The 17,798-nt window shown below is 46.2% G+C and carries 17 protein-coding genes; 8 read left to right on the top strand and 9 right to left on the bottom strand.

The genetic code is table 11. The features are described 5' to 3' along the window. Nucleotides 1–22: 22 nt before the first annotated feature. The 5 genes from NZ875_07735 (at nt 23) to NZ875_07715 (ending at nt 5,791) form a co-directional block, all read left to right on the top strand. Nucleotides 23–1,009: a hypothetical protein gene (locus NZ875_07735; GenBank protein MCS7175625.1), complete on the top strand. Its 987-nt coding sequence runs from the start codon at nt 23–25 to the stop codon at nt 1,007–1,009. Between the two features lie 45 nt (nt 1,010–1,054). Then, nucleotides 1,055–1,747 (top strand): hypothetical protein, encoded by a 693-nt coding sequence (locus NZ875_07730; GenBank protein MCS7175624.1) that lies wholly within the window; start codon nt 1,055–1,057, stop codon nt 1,745–1,747. A gap of 99 nt (nt 1,748–1,846) precedes the next feature. Beyond that, a complete protein-coding gene (locus tag NZ875_07725) occupies nt 1,847–3,460 on the top strand; it encodes a hypothetical protein (protein MCS7175623.1) in 1,614 nt (537 codons plus the stop codon). Nucleotides 3,461–3,462: 2 nt separating this feature from the next. Then, nucleotides 3,463–4,623 carry a secretin gene (locus NZ875_07720; protein ID MCS7175622.1) on the top strand — a complete coding sequence of 387 codons (1,161 nt, stop codon included), beginning with the start codon at nt 3,463–3,465 and terminating at the stop codon, nt 4,621–4,623. A 13-nt stretch (nt 4,624–4,636) separates the two neighbouring features. Next, a complete protein-coding gene (locus tag NZ875_07715; GenBank protein ID MCS7175621.1) occupies nt 4,637–5,791 on the top strand; it encodes a hypothetical protein in 1,155 nt (384 codons plus the stop codon). A 66-nt stretch (nt 5,792–5,857) separates the two neighbouring features. Here NZ875_07715 and NZ875_07710 read toward each other — a convergent pair whose 3' ends face one another. The 7 genes from NZ875_07710 to NZ875_07680 form a co-directional block, all read right to left on the bottom strand. After that, nucleotides 5,858–6,949, bottom strand: a complete 1,092-nt coding sequence (locus NZ875_07710; GenBank protein MCS7175620.1) for a zinc-binding dehydrogenase — start codon at nt 6,947–6,949, stop codon at nt 5,858–5,860. Next, on the bottom strand, nt 6,946–8,724 hold the full coding sequence (locus NZ875_07705; protein ID MCS7175619.1) for an FAD-binding protein: 1,779 nt from the start codon (nt 8,722–8,724) through the stop codon (nt 6,946–6,948). The genes NZ875_07710 and NZ875_07705 overlap by 4 nt, the downstream gene beginning before the upstream one ends. Beyond that, nucleotides 8,721–9,881 (bottom strand): 4Fe-4S binding protein, encoded by a 1,161-nt coding sequence (locus tag NZ875_07700; protein MCS7175618.1) that lies wholly within the window; start codon nt 9,879–9,881, stop codon nt 8,721–8,723. Before NZ875_07700 ends, NZ875_07705 begins: the two co-directional genes overlap by 4 nt. Before the next feature lie 13 nt (nt 9,882–9,894). Then, the gene (locus NZ875_07695; GenBank protein ID MCS7175617.1) at nt 9,895–11,076 is read right to left on the bottom strand and encodes a Gfo/Idh/MocA family oxidoreductase; all 1,182 of its coding nucleotides are present in this window, start codon (nt 11,074–11,076) and stop codon (nt 9,895–9,897) included. Beyond that, nucleotides 11,069–12,508, bottom strand: a complete 1,440-nt coding sequence (locus NZ875_07690; GenBank protein MCS7175616.1) for a tripartite tricarboxylate transporter permease — start codon at nt 12,506–12,508, stop codon at nt 11,069–11,071. The genes NZ875_07695 and NZ875_07690 overlap by 8 nt, the downstream gene beginning before the upstream one ends. Nucleotides 12,509–12,583: 75 nt before the next feature. Continuing rightward, on the bottom strand, nt 12,584–13,024 hold the full coding sequence (locus NZ875_07685; protein ID MCS7175615.1) for a tripartite tricarboxylate transporter TctB family protein: 441 nt from the start codon (nt 13,022–13,024) through the stop codon (nt 12,584–12,586). A 44-nt stretch (nt 13,025–13,068) separates the two neighbouring features. Then, entirely contained in the window at nt 13,069–14,055 is a 987-nt protein-coding gene (locus NZ875_07680) for a tripartite tricarboxylate transporter substrate binding protein (GenBank protein MCS7175614.1), read from the bottom strand. Between the two features lie 105 nt (nt 14,056–14,160). Between NZ875_07680 and proC the strand changes: the two genes are divergently transcribed. The 3 genes from proC to NZ875_07665 are packed head-to-tail and all read left to right on the top strand — an operon-like array spanning nt 14,161 to nt 16,288. Next, the gene (gene proC, locus NZ875_07675; protein MCS7175613.1) at nt 14,161–14,970 is read left to right on the top strand and encodes a pyrroline-5-carboxylate reductase; all 810 of its coding nucleotides are present in this window, start codon (nt 14,161–14,163) and stop codon (nt 14,968–14,970) included. 5 nt (nt 14,971–14,975) lie between these two features. Beyond that, nucleotides 14,976–15,446 carry a hypothetical protein gene (locus NZ875_07670; GenBank protein MCS7175612.1) on the top strand — a complete coding sequence of 157 codons (471 nt, stop codon included), beginning with the start codon at nt 14,976–14,978 and terminating at the stop codon, nt 15,444–15,446. Then, nucleotides 15,443–16,288, top strand: coding sequence for a metallophosphoesterase (locus NZ875_07665; protein ID MCS7175611.1), 846 nt, complete (start codon nt 15,443–15,445; stop codon nt 16,286–16,288). Before NZ875_07670 ends, NZ875_07665 begins: the two co-directional genes overlap by 4 nt. Here the strand turns inward: NZ875_07665 and NZ875_07660 are convergent. Further along, the gene (locus tag NZ875_07660) at nt 16,260–16,904 is read right to left on the bottom strand and encodes a class II aldolase/adducin family protein (GenBank protein MCS7175610.1); all 645 of its coding nucleotides are present in this window, start codon (nt 16,902–16,904) and stop codon (nt 16,260–16,262) included. The two genes, NZ875_07665 and NZ875_07660, sit on opposite strands and share 29 nt — an antisense overlap. Beyond that, nucleotides 16,889–17,779 carry a GGDEF domain-containing protein gene (locus NZ875_07655; protein MCS7175609.1) on the bottom strand — a complete coding sequence of 297 codons (891 nt, stop codon included), beginning with the start codon at nt 17,777–17,779 and terminating at the stop codon, nt 16,889–16,891. Before NZ875_07655 ends, NZ875_07660 begins: the two co-directional genes overlap by 16 nt. Nucleotides 17,780–17,798 lie beyond the last annotated feature (19 nt).

The following is a 17,798-nucleotide window of genomic DNA, read 5'->3' as shown; positions in this document are numbered from 1 at the left end:
TTCTTCAATTTTGCTTGGCCAATTGCCAGTGGTTTACAGATACGATCCTGCCACGGGCCTTTGGAAACGAGTGGATGGGGATGAATCAGAAATCATTGTTCAGATGCCATCTTTAGATGTGTTTTCCAACGTCGGTGGATCCTTCCCGATCGTTGGTTCGATAATTCTTCGCCCCCCAACTGAGCCTCAGTTCAGTTCGCAGTTGTTGACCATTAAAGCGTCGACGAACAACACCAAGTGGTACTACTACTCCGTTTATCCCCTCGACGGCGTGCAGAGAGATTACGAAATCTTAGCGGGCCAAACTGAGAAGGTTGGACAAACCACCATAAAAAGTCAAAATGGGATGCTGAAGGTGAGCTTTAGCTTGTTCGATGGTTGGCTCGCCACTGTATCGCACATGAACGTTCTGAGTGAAGAGCCAACGAATTTGACCAACGTTGATCTTGCACCTGGACAGTTTCCGTACAAGCAGAGCTATTCACCTGCAACGAATCAAGGAAATTACGAAGTAACTTTTTCTTCGTTGCAAGCCGTAAAAACGTTGTACGTTCTTTTACACCTCGAAGTGATGAAAGGAACGAGAAAGGAAACTGCTTGGAGTGGAAATGAAAAGGTTGATCAAATGTGCATAGAAGTGTCCGGAGGAAAGGTGAATTGGTATGTGAAAAAACCTGGAGATTACGTCGCAAAGTTTCTCAACGCGACGATCGTTAAAAGTAGCCATCCTGTCGTTATCACTTTCTCCAATTTTGATCATCTTTCTCTGGAAGGAGGTGGAGAGGGAAAATTACCCGTGAGTTATTCGTTCACCGATGAGCTTGGAAACATAAAAACTTGGTTAAACGCACCGGAGCTGAACAATATCTCGTACACACTGCAGAATGGACAAATGCTGAATCTTTTACACAGGATCCAGATCAACGATCAACAAGCTGGAACCTACAGAAACACGGCCACGATAACGTTCACACTCCAAGCGGTTGAAAACTATATCGAAAAACGTTGAGATGGTGTGAAAGTTTCAAACCGAAAGGAAAGAGGAGGGAAAGTTATGAGGAAGGTACTACTGATCGTTGGAGCCATGTTGATGATTTTCGCCTTCACAGCTTTTTCAGCTCAACAATTGGAAGTGTGGAAATGGGTCGACGGACAATGGGTTTCCATCAGCGATGGGCCAGAGGATGTACAGGCCGATGCGTGGGCATTCGCGTTGGGTGGAGCGAGCGGAGCTTGCAATAAGCAAGAATGGAGAATCGATGCTGAAGTTGAGGTTCAAGTTGCTCAGTGGATCGAGTTCAATTTGACAGGAACAAAGTGGGCTTGGTATGTTAGAAAACCTGGAACTTACTTGACTGATTGCATAACTGCTAAGATCGCCAGCAACGGAGAAGTTATGGTTTCGTTCACTGGATTGGCCAGCCCGACTTACCAAGGCCCTTACACAACCGTGAAGGATTTCATCGATCTGTGGGTAGGTTTTGGCTCGAGCAATCAAAACGTCCAGTTTGTACCAGCATCTGCGCTCGGAAGTTTCAGTTTCACTATTCCAGACAGCAACCAGTTGCATTACGGCTATGAGACCAAACTGTGGAGCAAAATATTCGTTGCAGAGTGCAACTCAGCGTCCACTTACAAAACTTCCGGACAAGTTATACTCACACTTCAAAGGATCAAACCATGGATAGACCCAGCGACGGGATTTTTCAAACCAAATTACAATTACACGCAGATACCTCAACAATAATGAATCGATCGAAGGTTCGGAAGGATTAAAGCTTTGGATCACGTGAAAGCGGGGGAGAGATCCCTCGCTTTTTCAGATTTCAAAACAGGGGTGAGGAAGATGAGAAAAAGAACAGTTTGGTTGATATTTTTACTGAGCGTGGCGATTTTTGCTTTCAACGTTCGTGTGGATCCAATTTTGCTGAGCAAAACTGTTTCGCAGGGCGACAGGGTCACCGCATCGATCTACGTGGACAATGCGGATGACTTCGAAACTCTGAACTTCGAAGTGTTCGTTGCGGATGTCGTGCAGAATAGAGAGGGCGGTTATGTGGTCGTACCGGCCGGTTCGACGGATTATTCGGCTGCCAAATGGATAACTGTTAAGCCGACACGTTTGAGCATTCAACCTAAAAGAACGGGAAAAGTCGATCTGCAGATAAACGTTCCACGTGGAGTAACGGGGGGAAGGTATGCGGCGATCGTGCTCAAATTCCTTGCGAATAAAGAGGAGCTCACTGGGATGGAAGATGCCGTGGGATTTGGCCTCATGGTGGATTATCAAATAGCGAGTTTCGTGGAACTGAACGTTGATGGAACCAGAAGGAAGATGGAACTGTACGCAGCCGATTTGACTATGAAAAAGATCGGCGAAATAGCTTCGCTGGCCGAGGTGAGGAAAGCCATAGGAGACGATGCGAACGTTTTCATCGTCACTGTGATCAACAGGGGTAACATACACGTGCAAGCGTCTGGAGAACTGACCATCAAGACGAAGGATGGAAAGACTTTGGCTAAGTTTCCGCTTGGCAGTGGAAATATTCTACCAGAAGCCGAGGTTGAACTGAGGAGTATAACGAGCAGACAGTTCCCACCAGGTACATACTCTGCGAAGGTGATCATCAATTACGGTGGCTACAGGCCTGCTGTTTTGGAAACGGAGTTGAACGTTGCCGAAACCGAAATTGTCTCACAGATTCAAAAACAATCTGGAGCACCAATGATCTTTGTTGAGCCAAGCAACGTTGAATTGAAGTGTTTACCATCTGCGTTTCGAAGTGTCACGGTTGAGATCTTCAACAGGGGAAAGGAAACTATCAATGTGTCGGGATCGATCTATCCTCTCGTTTACGACACTGCAGGCGAGCTGATCCCTGTGGAACAAAGAGGTCAAGTTCCAACTTGGATAGAGATCAGTCCGAATTCTTTCCAATTGAAGCCGAATCAAAGCAGAAAGGTGAGGATCAGTGCAAGGCCTCCAAAGGATGTCAATGGAGGTTACTACTTCGATGTTTTGTTCACCGCGGTTACAGAAAATCTCAGAAGTGAACAGGGCACTAACTTGCTCGTGTTCGTTGGGAAAGATGAGGAAATGATCGAGAAGTACTCCGTGCAGTTTGCACGCATCGCACCGACTGAACAAGGTCTAGGGGTCGATTTGCTGGTGAAAAACGAGGGCAATGTTCATGTATTGCCTTCGATAGTCCTCGGCCTTGAGAGGGTATTACCACAGCGCGAAGAGAACGGCGTTATACTGCCTGAGACCACAGAAAGGCTCATCAGTGCTTCTTACAAGGAGGAAAATCCCATACTGCCAGGTACGCAAAGACTTTTCATGGTCGTTTTGGAAGCCGATTTGAAAAGTGGAGACTATGAATTGATCGTTAGGTTGGAATCTGAAAAAGGGCAACAAGTGATCGGTAAGCAGAAGATAAGAATAGAAAGGGGCGAGTGAGTATGAAAAGATCAATAGTGATGCTCATTTTCTTAACGAGTACGATCGTGTGTTTCTTTCAACAAGAACCGTTGGTGACGAATATTTTCCAAGATGCGTACATTCTTGACGTTTTGGCTGACATCTCCGCACAGACCGGTGTGCCGATAATCCCAGACATGACTATTTCTGGATTTGTGACCATTGAGTTGAGAGACGTTCCATTGGAACAAGCGCTCAAAATGGTGCTCATGCCAGGTGGATACATTTACATAAAGATGGAAGGTTTTTACTTCGTCGGTTCAGCCGATCCAAAGAATCCTGCTTTCAGACACATCGCCCAAACGAAGACGTATAAGCCGAAGTATCTGAGTATAGATTCAGTGATGAGTTTGATACCAACTATTTACGAACCTTTTTTGAAATCTGACAAAGAAACGAATCAGATCAGCATAACCGCACCGGCTGAAATTGTACAGAACTTCGAAAAAATACTCAGAGAAATAGATGTTCCCCCAGCTCAGATAAAAATCTGTGTTCTGGTCACAGAGATCTCGAAGGATAAACTCTCAGAGCTCGGATTAGAAGAGCTCGGTTACACTTTTGGAGCGGATCAACAGCTCAATGAAAACTGGCAAACCATAGTTGGTCTGGTCTCAGGTTCACTCGCCGTACAGACCGACGTTTTTGGAACGATCGTGGCGAAGATAGTGGCACTCGAAGAACAACGTCAAGCGAAGATAAAAGCCAATCCATGGATCATAGTGAAAGAGAGTAAACCAGCAAAGTTATTTGTTGGTCAACGAGAAATCATAATTGTTCAGCCGGAAGGCGCAGCCGCAACAATACAAACAGTCGATGTGGGCATCGGTTTGGACATCGTCGCAAGAACTGTGGGTGAAAACGAGATTGAAGTTTCGCTCACACCGAGTGTCAGTTACTTTTCTAATGGGCGTACAACGCGCACACTTTCAACGAAGAGAAACGAAATGTCAACAACCGTCATCATCAGAAGTGGCCAAACCGTGGCAGTGAGCGGACTCACAGTGGAGAGTGACTCTCAAACTAGCTCTGGTTTACCTCTGTTGTCGAGAATACCTCTGCTCAGATATCTGTTCGGAACGAAATCTGACTCGTCCGCACAGCGAGAACTGGTGATATTTTTGAGCGTCGAGAAACTCTGAAAGGAGCATTCTTATGAGAAAGATCGTCTTGATCCTGTCACTGTTTTTTTGTGTTCTTTCTGTGGCGGTCGAGATTGTCATCTACCAGTTCGAATTTGTACAGCTCAATCGAGAAACGGTGACAAAGCTTGGTCTGAAGGAAATTGAAGCCAAGTTTCCCAAGAATGGCGAGCTTTTTTCGATCAATTACCTTCCAAAAGAAATGGAACTGAACGTCGCATTGCCGTTCGTTCGAATGAGCTTTGAGGCTGGTCAGAAGATGGAAAAAAGTAGATCATCCACAAGGCCTTGGCTTTCCACGATCTTGAATAGGAAGGCAACTGTAACGATGACAAATGAGGAATTATCACTTCTCACAGGTGTCCGAACTGGAAAGGGTTTGAAATTCGAACTCATACCTTTGAAGATCCTCGAGGAGAGCGTTGTGACGAAAATTTCGATGGCAGATCCCTATGGCCCAACGCAGTTTGAAGATGAAATCATGGTGAAGAAGGACGCTTTTACCCCGATAGGTGTCGTGACTTTCAAAAAAGATGAAGGATTTCAGCACGTTGCTATCTATGCAAAATCGAGTGTGGTTTCGACATTGACTAGTGAGGGAGTACACCCGTTTGGCAACCTCGATGAGATGTTTGAACTTTTTTTCGAAGATGTCACCAAGGAACGTAGCGAAATCTATGGTGTGGTGATGTTCAATGAAAATCTTCAAGGTCAGGTGAATTTGATTCTTTGGATGAAGAACGGAATTTTGATGCGCGCCGATCTTACGATACCATCCATGCAGTTTTCAGTTGGTTTGGAAAGACTCGTCGTTACTGAAGGGTTGAAGGTGGGAGCGAAATTCAGTTACGATCGAGGGACTCATCTGGTCTTGGGTTTTTCGGACGTTTCAAAGTTGACGAACTTTCTTTCTCTCTTTGCCAGTCTGTATCCAATAAAGATCGATCTGAAGGATGCCACGTTCAAGATGCCCGAATGGTCTTTCGGTACCATTGTAAATTTCGACGAGATCACCTTGAAGGTTGGAATGTTCAGCGAATCGAGCGTGATTCTTTCTGGAGATGTGAGATTCAACTTCAGCAGGAACTTCTTTGCTCTTGTAGGACTAGCCTATGATTTTTCAATGAAGAAGACGTGTTTTAAGATAGGTTTCGGCATCGGTTTTTAGACGGAACACTCGCCCCTGTTTCAGGGTGGTTCGTATATCATCCGCGCGGAATTCGCGCGGCTTTTTTCAGTCAAAACAGATCGTGGCTTTCAAAGCTTTGCGCTCTTCAACACACTTCAAAGCTTCGTTGGCTCGATCCAATTTGAACCTATGGGTGATCAGGTTCTCAAAAACCTTTGGGTGGGACGTCACGATGTGTACGGCTTGGACGAGGTGTTCGGTATCGCTCACCCACACACCGTGGAGTGTGATTCCTTTCACGACCAAATGCTCGTAAACTGAAAGAGGAATTGGTTTCTGTGGTACAGCGACTCCGGCGATCAAGTAGATTCCACCACGTCTGATCAGGTTCAGTCCCTCCAGCAGTGCGTTGCTGTCACCTGCAGCTTCAATGACGATGTCAGCACCGCGTCCATGGGTGAGTTGTAAGACTTTTTTACGTCTCTCTTCCTCTGAAAGTTCCCTCCTGCTCAAAGCTACATCGACGAAGTCTTTGGCAAGACTCAGCCTTTCGGGAGAACCACCTATGACCACCACACGGGAAGCCCCCATCGTTTTGGCCGCGACGGCACAGAAGATGCCGAGCGGCCCAACACCCTGTACAACGATGGTCTTATCAGTGAGTGATTCTTGGATTGAATCGAGCGTGTGCATCGCTGTGGCTCCCGAGCATGCGGCGATCACCAAGATGGCGGGATCAATGTTCTTGGGAATCTTCAGAATTTCCACTTCTGGCAATAGAGTCACAGCTTCAGCGTAACATCCAAACAAGTGTGGATGATCCTTGCAAGACATGTTTATCCCGTAGACTTTCCTGTTCGGGCAAAGATGAGGTTGCTTTGCAACAGTGCACCAAAAACACTTTCTGCACACCACACCACGATTCCAGATGATCCAATCACCAGGTTCGATGGGTTCTCCATTCAAATCTTTTTTCTCTCCGAAAATCTTTATAACCTCTCCAACGCCTTCATGTCCCAAGATGATGGGTACAGGTGTTCTGGGATCTTCTCCTTTAGCTATGTGTACGTCGCTTCCGCACACCCCGCTGGCGAGAGTTCTGACAAGTACGTATCCTTGCGGAAGATCGTTTATTTCAAACTGTTTCAATTCGAGCGGTTTGTTGAATTTTTCGAGCACCATCGCTGCAAATCTCATACCGTTCCCTCCATAGGCCTGATCGGTTCTCTCACTTCGCAGTGCAATCGACCTTCTGCGAAAGTGATCACTATGTATTTGTTCCAGTCATCGTTCCTTGGAACGAATTTCATGTTGGGTGGATCGAAAAATTCGAACTTCAAATGCGGTCCCCTACTCTCTTTCCTGGCGAGTTCAGCCGTTAAGATCACTCTGGCAAGCATCAACATATTCTTAGTCTCAAGCATGAAAGCAAGACCTTTCTCATCGAGTTTGACGCCTTCAAAATCCAATCTGTCCAGTTCTCTCAACGCTTTGGCCAACTCATCATCGATCCTCACCAGAAAACCATGTTTAGACACGAGGTCCATCAAAATGGCTCTGACGTTGCTTGCGGGGACGTTTCCGTTGAAGTTTTCGTCATCAACATCGATGTTCACAATCTCTGAGTTCAGCGCTTCAAGGGCAGCGTTCTCACCCGCAATCTTGCCGAACACTTGGGTGTCTAAGAGCGAGTTTCCCCCGGGTCTGTTCGCACCGTGTTGGCCTCCCGCGCACTCACCAGCTGCATAAAGCCCCTTCAAAGAGGTTTGAGCGCGCTCGTTGATCTTCACTCCACCCTGAAAATGCTGAAGTGCATTTTGAACTTCGAGCCATTCTTTCGACAGATCGATGTGCCTTTCTCTCAGCCACTCAACTACACGAGGGTTTATTTTTAAAAGCCTTTCATATGGCGTTGGTAGTGAAAAGAGCTTCACATCGACTTTCTCACTCCATCTCAAAATTTCTTCGGGTATCGACTCTGCAGAAAAATAAGAGGGGTTCTTTGTGAAATCGAAGAACACTCTGTGTCCATTCTCTAAATGTTTATACACTGCCAGATCGATCACCTTGGTAGGTGATTCGTAAGAAACAGGCCAGTGCGCACCTTTTTTAAACTGTAGCTCCGTCAATCTTTTTCTATCCTCTTCGCTCAAATAGCGCTGAACGAACTCTTCATTGTTCTCATCGACGATCCTTGGAAGGCTTCTGAACATGCTACCTGAGCTTGCGAACAGAAGGTGTGGATGGCATATCCCTATCTGCATGAATTCCATGTTTACAAGCTCTGCACCTGCCCTCAGTGCAGCTGCGTAACCATCCCCGGTCATTTCCGAAGGAAAGACGTTTCTCTTGAAAAGCCTCCCTCCACCACCCGTGGCGAGGACAAAAGATCTGGCAAAAACGCAGAAGCGTTCGTTCGTTTGAACGTCAACGAACTTTGCCGCTATGACCCTACCGTCTTTGACTAGGAAATCATACAACATGGCGTTTTCACGCAGTTCTATGTTCAAATTTTTGAACCTTCTCAGCAGAGCCTTGTGTATCTCTACAGCTGTCTCTGGACCAACGTAGCAGGCCCTGGGGTAAACGGAACCATCCGTCAAAAATTGATCGATTTTTCCATCTAGCTTTTTTACGAAAGGAACACCTAGATTCAAAAGGTACTCCAATGCGTCCGCGCTCTCTTTGGCCAACAACTCGGCCAAATTGTAATCCGAAACCTCACCGCCTATCCTATAGATATCCATGGCGTGATGACGCCAGTTGTCTTTCTCTGGCAACGTGTAAGGCAGAGTGGCGTGAAAAGCCATTCTATCGGAACAAGCAATCGCTGTTGTTCCACCGACACCCAGTGGCTTTTTGGTCAAAAGCATCACGTTCAAAGAGGGCACCTTTTCTTTCGCAGCGATCGCGGCTCGCAAGCCAGCCCCACCGCCACCGATGATCGCAACGTCAGTGAAGAGCTTTTTCATTCTGTTTTCCCCCTCGGTATCAGGCTGATGGCCCTCGTCGGACAGAGTTTCACACACAACCCACAACCATCGCACAAATCTGAAATGACATAGGTTTTTTCAGCTTTGTAAGGTGCGTCGTATATGCACACACGCCTGCACAAATCACACATGGTACAAAGTTTTGGTTCTATCTTTGCTACATAGATGTGTCTCCTATCTACTTGTTCGTTGTTCAGGATCTTTGAGCCACTGACTTTGCCCCTGAATTCGTCCAAGGAGGTGTAAGATTTTTTCTCCATGAACTTTTTGAGTTCTTCCAAAAGTGTTCCTATGGCTTCGTAACCAGAAAGGTATACAAGACTGCATACTTCAACGACATCGGCACCAGCGTAGATGAACTTCGCAACATCGATACCACTGCCTACACCACCAGAAGCGGCGATAGAAATGTTCAAATGCGGGCTGCTCGCAGCAATCCAACGTAGGACACAGTTGAAAGACCAAGGTCCCCCGTGGCCAGCGTAACCGCCATGCATGATGGGCCTTTCGTTCTCAACATCTATGTCCAAGCCTGTGAGGCGGTTGAACATCACAACTCCATTCACACCTATTCTTTCCAACATCGATGCCATTGAGATCGGTGAAGAGAGTTGCATGGGCAGTTTGACGATGATAGGTATTTTCACTACGTCTCGAACGATGCGTGCCACATTGAGAATCTTTTCTTCCACATCTCCTCCCCTGAAAGATATTGAACCGTGGGGACATGAAACGTTGAGTTCAACGGCTGGTGCACCGACCTCTTCTGCCATCTTTGCATATTTTTTCCAGCCTTCATCGCTGATACAGTTGATACTGGGTATCACTGGGATAGAAAGAGTGTTGATGGCTCTGCGAACCTCCTCGAAGTATCTGTGTTCATCGAAATTGCTCGCTTGTTCGAACGAATAAAACGTGTGGGACTTCAATTTTCCCATGCGCCGCTCTATGATCTCGAACCTCGGTGTTGGTGAGACTCTACACACTTCTTCTTCAAACAAAGATTTGACAACGACGCACGCTGCCCCATGCTCTTCTGCCTTTTTCATATTTTTGAGGTTTTCAGTCAGTCCTGAGGAGGCAACTACGATGGGATTTCTAAGTTTCAAGCCGACGTATTCACAAGAAAGATCCATTCCGCTTTTCACCTCACAACAGATCCACTCTGACACCCTTTTCGGCGGACAAGTATGCGGCGTAGATCACTTTAACGGTTTCCTTAGCAAGTTCGAAGTCAGATTCTGGTTCTTTACCTTCAAGGAGACACAGTGCGAAATCTCTCATCTCTTGAGGATAACCTCTCACCCAATCTTCATCTGGTGAAGGAAAGGTCCAACCAGCCTTGGTTTCTATCTTTTCAGCTATGTATTCATCTTTCCAAGTGTCTGGATTGGGAGTGTAGGCAACCATCATGTTGTTCGGCGTCATGTTACAGTAGATCATGCCGTTTGCGGTGTTTATTTGGAGCAAATTCTTCACCCCACCCAAGCTTATGTCGTTTGACATCACGATCGCTTTTGAACCATCTTCAAAAGTCAACACCGCACACGACCAATCTTCCACGTCGAACCAATCGGTCACCATGCACGGTTTGCCAAAGTTTCTCACAGATTCAAGCTTCGTCAACTGCCCGACCTCCGCAAAGACCGATTTAACATGGATGGGTTTTCCATAGCGCAACTTCCCCTCAAAATGTTTCAAGTGGATAACTGCACCGATCGGATGCGAACCCATGCGCAATAAACTTCCCCCTCCAGCGGTGCGCCATTTTCTCGAATAGGTTGCGTGGGAGCCGGAGTGACTCTCTTCTGCCCTCAGTTCCATGATCGGTGCATTCGATGCGGATATCAACCTCTTGGCTTTATTCACAGCTGGAGCGTAAACAAAATTTTCAGCATACATGAATTTGATCCCACTCGATTTCACGGCCTCGTCTATCTTTTCAAGTTTTTCAAGTAACTTTTTGTACATGTGCTCTTTGCATATTTCTCCAACCTTTTCCACGTTTGGCTCGTCTTCCCCGAAGTAACCTGTGAGAGGTTTTTCACAAATTATGTGTTTTCCATTCTTACAAGCAGCGAGAATCACCTGATCGTGAACGTTCGTCGGAACGCACACATCGACAACGTCTATATCTTTGGAAGAAGCGAGCCGCTCGAAATCTTCGAAGACTTTTTCGATTCCGTACCGGCGAGCCAGCTTTTCCGCGTTCTCTATGTGTGCCGCACAGACCCCCACCACTTCGAAGTATTCTCTGTTCTCTCTGTAAGCGGTCAGATGTATGTGTGAGACGAAACCAGCACCGACGATACCAACCTTTATCTTACTCACGTTTCTCACCCCGTCTTTTCGGAAAATATTTTGATGTGATCACCAAAACCATCGCTACGATGAGAACGAGTGATATTGGTCTGGTGAAAAACGGTGCCAGATTTCCCTTGGTGAGCATCAGCGCCCTTCTGAGGTTCGTGTCAGCCATCGGTCCAAGTATGAAGCCGAGCACGAATGGCGCTGCGGGAAATTCGTTCAACCTCATGAAATAGCCCAAAAGTCCGAACAATAACATCACCCAGACGTCGAACAAACGGCCGTTCAAAACGTAGGTTCCCACCACACAGAGTACGAATATGATGGGCATGAGAACCTCGGTTGGTACCAACAAAATTTTCAGGAACAATCTCGTGACGAGCAAGCCGAACACGACCATCAAAATTGTGGCGACGACGAACGCACCCGCCACATAACCTATCATTTCAGGATGCTGTAATGGCAACAGTGGCCCTGCCCTGATACCGTGGATCCACATCGCGGCCAAGAGCACCGCTGCTGGAGCACTGCCAGGGACAGCCAAGGTGAGCACTGGTATGATGGCTCCACCGACGCAAGCGTTGTTCGCGGTTTCTGCAGCGGTGAGCCCTTCTATGGAACCTTGGCCGAACTTTTCAGGTTCTTTGCTGGTACGCTTAGCCACATCGTAAGCAACCCAAGCAGCGACGTCTTCACCGACACCGGGTATGACACCTATAAAAACGCCGATGATACCAGATCTTATCAAGTTGAAAGCGTTTTTCTTTATCGTCTCAGCATAGGATAGTTTTCTTTTGTCTTTCGAAAAGTCCATCACTACTTCTGGTTTCGTTACCCGTTTGAGGCTCGTCAATATCTCGGGTATACCGTAAACACCAACGAGTACAGGTAGCAAAGAGATGCCACCGTAGAGTTGTAGATTTCCAAAAGTATATCTTGGGAAAGAAACGATCTCGTCCAAGCCAATCATGGAGATCATGAGTCCAAGAAAACCTGCGATCCAACCTTTGAGGGGATCTTTAGGAGCGGTGAGACTTCCAGCGATGACAGTTCCAAAGATTGCCAGCACAGCGAATTCCCAAGAACCGAATTTCAACGCGATGGCACCCAACGCCGGGGCCAAGGAAACGATGAAGATCGCACCGATGATCGAACCTATACCGCTCATGATCGTTGCCACGTTGAGTGCAAAGCCAGCCATTCCAGAGCGAGCCAGGGGAAATCCATCCACTGTGGTTGCTGCATTTGCCGGTGTACCAGGTATGTTCAACACGATCGCCGTTCGGCTGCCACCGTATATGGCCCCGATGTACACACACAGAAGCATCGGTATAGCAATTTCGGAAGGAAAACCAAAAGTGAGTGTGGTGAGTATCGCAACACCGAGTGTTGCGGTCAGGCCAGGCAGAACGCCCACTAAGATGCCGAGCAATGTGGACCAACAAAGGTGAAACATGAGAAGCGGATCCAAAAGGGTTGACAATATGGATCGAAAGAAAACTGTCACTGTGTGCATCCGTCAGAACCCCTTTCAAGGAAGTGGAAGGAGAAACACACGGGCAAACAAATAATAGATTCCAACGGTGACACCTATCGCGCTCAAGACCAGTGGCACAAATCTTTTCTTAAAAAAGATTGAAGAAGAAACACTCAGAAATATCGAAGTTAAAACGACGAAGTTGACCTTTCCAAGCAAAAACACATAAGCTAAGAACATCGCAGCCGCCAGCAAAAGTCTTCGGTTTTCAGCCTTTCGAGTTTCTGAAGAAAGCTTCGAATCAGTCAAGCTCACTTTCTCTTTCCTCAGCAACATGATCGTGCAAAGCAAAATCACCATGATCGAAAAGAATGCAGGAACTATTCCTGGAGCACCGTACCTACCGTATTCGGTCGTCCTTGGCATCTTCAAAGCTCCCACAAGAAAGAAAACACCCAGCAAGATAAATACAAGAGCAGAAATTCGATCTTTCATATTCTGATCCTCCGAAAGGTGCCCGCGTGGCGGGCACCCAAGGTTCATTGACCAAGTCTTGGTATTCCAAATTGTTCTGGCGAGATCGTTGCGATACCTTTATCGTAGAGCAGCCAAGTGACTCTCCTTGCGACCTGCTCGACGATGTCTTCTGCTTTCTTTCCATAATAACAAATAGGTGTGAGTCCCACCTTGAGGGCCCATTCTTTGAATGCGTCTGAGTTAGCAGCCTTTTCGAAGATCTCACCAACCGTCTTTGGAACCTCTTCAGGAACATCCTTCGGAATGACTAAACCAAAGTGGAACCGCACGTCTGGAAAGTCTGGATACCACTTTCTTATCGATGGTATTTCACCATAACCTTGTAAGTTGATCGGTTCTGAAGACAACGTGCAGAGAACTCTGAGTTTTCCTGCCCTCACCATGTCCGCCACTTCGTGAATGAACTGCATGTTGCCGACGACCTCACCTGTCACCACGGCCGTCGTTGCTGGTGCTCCTCCGGCGTATGGAATATGCTTGCATTTGATTTTGAAGTAATCTACAAATATTTCGAGCGCAACGTGTCCACCACTACCAGTACCTGCGGAGCTGAAAGGTATCTCTGGATTCTCCTTCAACGCTTTGACAAGTTCATCGATGGTTTTGTAAGGTGTGTTCGGATTCACGACAACCACGTTTGGAGCCTCGGCACACAGAAAGTAAATCCAATCTCTGTGCGTGACGTTCATGTAACCCAAAACAGCGTATTTTGTGAGATCCAACGTAGCGTTTGCGGTCCAAGTGTAACCATCGTGCGGTGCTTGCCATGCGTTGAACGTTCCAATAGAACCTCCACTGCCAGGTGTGTTCACAATAATGAACTTTCTACCAATGAGCGGTTCCATCTGAGCCGTTATCATTCTCGCCACTTGATCAGTCGAGCCACCAGCAGGCCATGGAACGATCACAGTGATGGGTTTGGCTGGTTTCCATTGTGCAACTAGCAAGATCGAAAGAATCATGAAAGAAATCGTGAGAAGTTTCTTCACACTCATCCCTCCTTCTGAAAGTTTTTTCTTGAAAACATTCTACACCAATTTTCAATGGATCTCAATATGGTAAACTAAAAAGAAAAAAGTTTTGGAGGTGAGAGTTTGAAAATTGGTATCGTTGGTGTGGGAAACATTGGAAGCATCATTGCAAGCAGGCTCGTTGAGTCTGGTTTGTTGGAACCTTCGGAGGTGATTTTGAGCAACAGATCGGGTGAGAAACTTCGTATCTTTGTTGAGAAGGGCTATCGTGTGGCGAGGACGGCAGAGATCTCCGATGAGTGTGACGCGCTGTTTTTGTGTGTTAAACCACAGGATAGTGAAAAGATGTTCTTGGAGCTCGGTCGGGTGGATGACAAAATCTTGATAAGTACCATGACCGCGGTGAGTATAGATAAAATTCAGAAAAAAACTGGGGCGAGAAGGATCGTTAGAATCATGCCGAACGTTCCAGCAATGATCGGAAAAGGGCTCATAGGAGCTTGTAGATCTGAAGATTTGAACGATGAAACGTGGAAAATGTGTCTCAAAATGCTTTCTTGTCTCGGCACAGTGGTGGAGATCAAAGAGGAACAAATGGAAGCTGTGACGGCACTCAGCGGAAGTGCACCTGCATTCTTCTTCGTCATCGTCGAAGCACTGATAGATGCAGGTATAAGGATGGGACTTTCTTATGAGAAATCTCGTTTGATGGTCCTTGAAACGATGGCTGGTTCTGCAGAACTACTTTTGAAACTTGAAAATCATCCAGGAGAATTCAGACACGTTGTGACTTCCCCAGCGGGAACGACGATCGAGGGTATTTACACGATGGAGAGGGAAGGTATCAGAGGGGCTCTGATGAAAACGATTCAAGAAACATACTTGAGGGCACTCCAGTTGAAAGAGCAGATCAATGGTCAGATCGGAGGGTGAGTGAATTGGAAAAGATCCATAAGGTGGGTATCTTCTTTGGTGTACTTTTCACAGCACTCGGTGTAGTTTTACTGGCACGGATCGATGTGAACTATTTTTGGATAACCCTGCTTTTGCTTTTCGGATTTTTGTTCGAATTCGGTGTGTTGGGCAAAGGAGCTGGTAGGTTCATCCCGGCAGGTATCTTCATTGTGATTGGAGTTGTGCTTTTGTTGTGTTCCGTGTTTGGTTATGATAAGATGAGCTACCTTTGGCCCATGTTCGTTTTTGCACCTGGATTTGGTCTGTTTCAAGCTTATCTGGCGAGTAAGAAGAGAAATTTGTTGAGAGCGGCTTCAATTTTGCTGATCATCTCTGCAGTTTTCTTCGTTGGAATTTTTTTCAAGATCGGCTGGGCACGAGTTCTGTTTGGATTCATTTTGGTGGGATTGGGTATCAGCATCTTGGTCAAAAGCTTTGGGAGGAAGAGTGAATGAAACGTTCGCTTTTTGCGTTGTTTCTCTTTGTTACCACACTTTTGGCAACACCAACTAAGATCCTGATTGGTGAAGGTTGGAAAATCGTTGGCGAAACAAGCTTAGTAGAGAAACCTTCTGTGCCGTTCACGATGATCGTTTATGGTGATTCCCGCTGGGGTCACAGAGTGCACAGAAAGCTGGTAGAAATGATGATTCAACATGCACCATCCATTGTGGTTCATTTGGGAGATATGGTGAACAGTGGTGATAACCATGAAGATTGGCAGATTTTCTTCGAAATAACAGCTCCATTGAGAGAGATTGCTTTTTTTCAACCGGTGAAGGGAAACCATGAAAAGCCAGACGTTTATTACAAACGATATTTCGGCGTGTACAACTATTGGGCCAAGGTAGGCAACTACGTGTTGATCTTTTTGGACCCAGACGTTGGCATCGAAGGATGTAGAAAATTTTTAAGATCGATAGACCTTTCAGGAAAAGTTCCCATCGTTTTCATTCACTATCCCATATTCAGCGCAGGTCCACATGGCTCAACTGAAACTGTTAAAAAGCTGCAGCTACTCCATGAAACGTTTTCTCAGTTGGGGATACCTCTCGTTTTCAGCTCACACGATCATAATTACCAAAGGTTGATCAAAGACGGTATCACCTATGTGGTCAGTGGGGGCGGAGGTGCACCACTCTATCGTGTGGGATCTTTCGAGGGACTCATCAAAGGTGTCGTGGTCCATCACTTTGTGAAACTTCGTTTTGAAGAAGATAGAGTAGAATGTGAAGCCATCTCAATGAATGGCGAAGTTATAGATAGTTTTACGATCTCTGTCCGTAATGTTTTTTGAGAAATTCCATCGCCTCTCGGGCGCACTGCTCGTCTATCGTGTAAGCTGTTCTGCCCGTTGAGAGGGCAAGAACGTACATCATGGCACACCTCTCTATGGTCTCGCACATATCGAAAGCTTGTTTCAAGCTACTTCCAGCGCAAACAAGACCATGGTTGGCCATGATGACAGCTTTACTTTCCTTCATAGCAGAAACAACGTTTTTGGCGAGCTCTTCCGTACCGCAATTGGCATAATCGCTGACAGGAACAAAATTGGTGTACATCAGCATAGTTTCGTTCACCGCAGGAAGAGGCAATCTCAAAATGGACAGAACCCCACAATAGATTGGATGTGCGTGTACTATCGCGTTGACATCAGGAAAGTTCCTATAGATCTCAAGATGGAGTCTGAACTCTATAGAAGGTTTTCTGTTTCCATCCACGGTGTTTCCATCCAGATCGAGCACGGGTATGTCTGAAGGTTCTAGCGATTCGTACGGCATACCGCTAGGTGTGATGGCGAACAAATTTGGACTGAGTTTGATACTCAAATTACCCGCAGTACCGCTCACTTGATTCGATCTTAAGAGTTTGATACCATATTCGATCAGTTGTTTTTTCATCTCGTCGAACATCCTTCACCCTCCCTGTTTGGAACCTTTTTCGCCTTGTACATGTTTTCATCCGCCTTTTTTAGCAACTCTTCTAATGTTTCTCCATCTTCAGGGAAAACGGCTATTCCGGCGCTCATGCCAATCTGTATTGTAGTGTTCATGATCGAAATCGGATTACAGAATCTTTCGCTCATCCGTTGCACCACCTGCACAGCTTGCGATCTGTTTGCACCTGGTAGAAGGGCTACGAACTCATCACCACCTATTCTCGCCAACAGGTCGTGTTCTTTGATGACTGATTTCAGTCTTTTGTAAACTATCTCTAAAACTCTATCGCCAACCATGTGTCCGAATCTGTCGTTCACCTCTTTGAATTTGTTGAGATCTATGTAAACGATGCTGGCAGAGCGTTTAGATTTGAGAATTTTTCTTGCGATTTTGAAGAAGGCATGTCTGTTCAAAGCATTGGTCAGCGAATCTAGATAGATCAACTTGTAAAATTCTTCGGTGATGAAGTCTCTCAGTTGCCAAAGCAAACTCACCGTGATGAACGTCATTCCAGCGAAATCTATCAACTCGAAGGACCAATCTACAAGGGGTAATTCAACCAACTGGTGTGCGATGGAAAGTGAACGGGAAAAAACTAACAACGTGGCACCCAATTTGATGAAAGATTGTCTATAGCCGTACAAAAAGTAGCACAGAACGACGCGAACCAGTAAATCTGCAGATCTCAACACTAAAAGGATTCGATTCTTATCCATTCTGCTTTCAAAAAGTAGCAGGGAGAGCAAGAAAATGGCGAACAAAAAACTCATCGTTCTTAAAAATCCTCTTCGCTTTTGCTTCGAGATCTTCTCCACCTCGATTTGAGATTTTACACGAACAACATCCATTCGACTCTAATTGTCGTGG

It is taken from the genome of Pseudothermotoga sp. (assembly GCA_025060105.1).
Classification (GTDB): domain Bacteria; phylum Thermotogota; class Thermotogae; order Thermotogales; family DSM-5069; genus Pseudothermotoga_A.
This window is presented reverse-complemented; position numbering and strand designations above follow the sequence as displayed.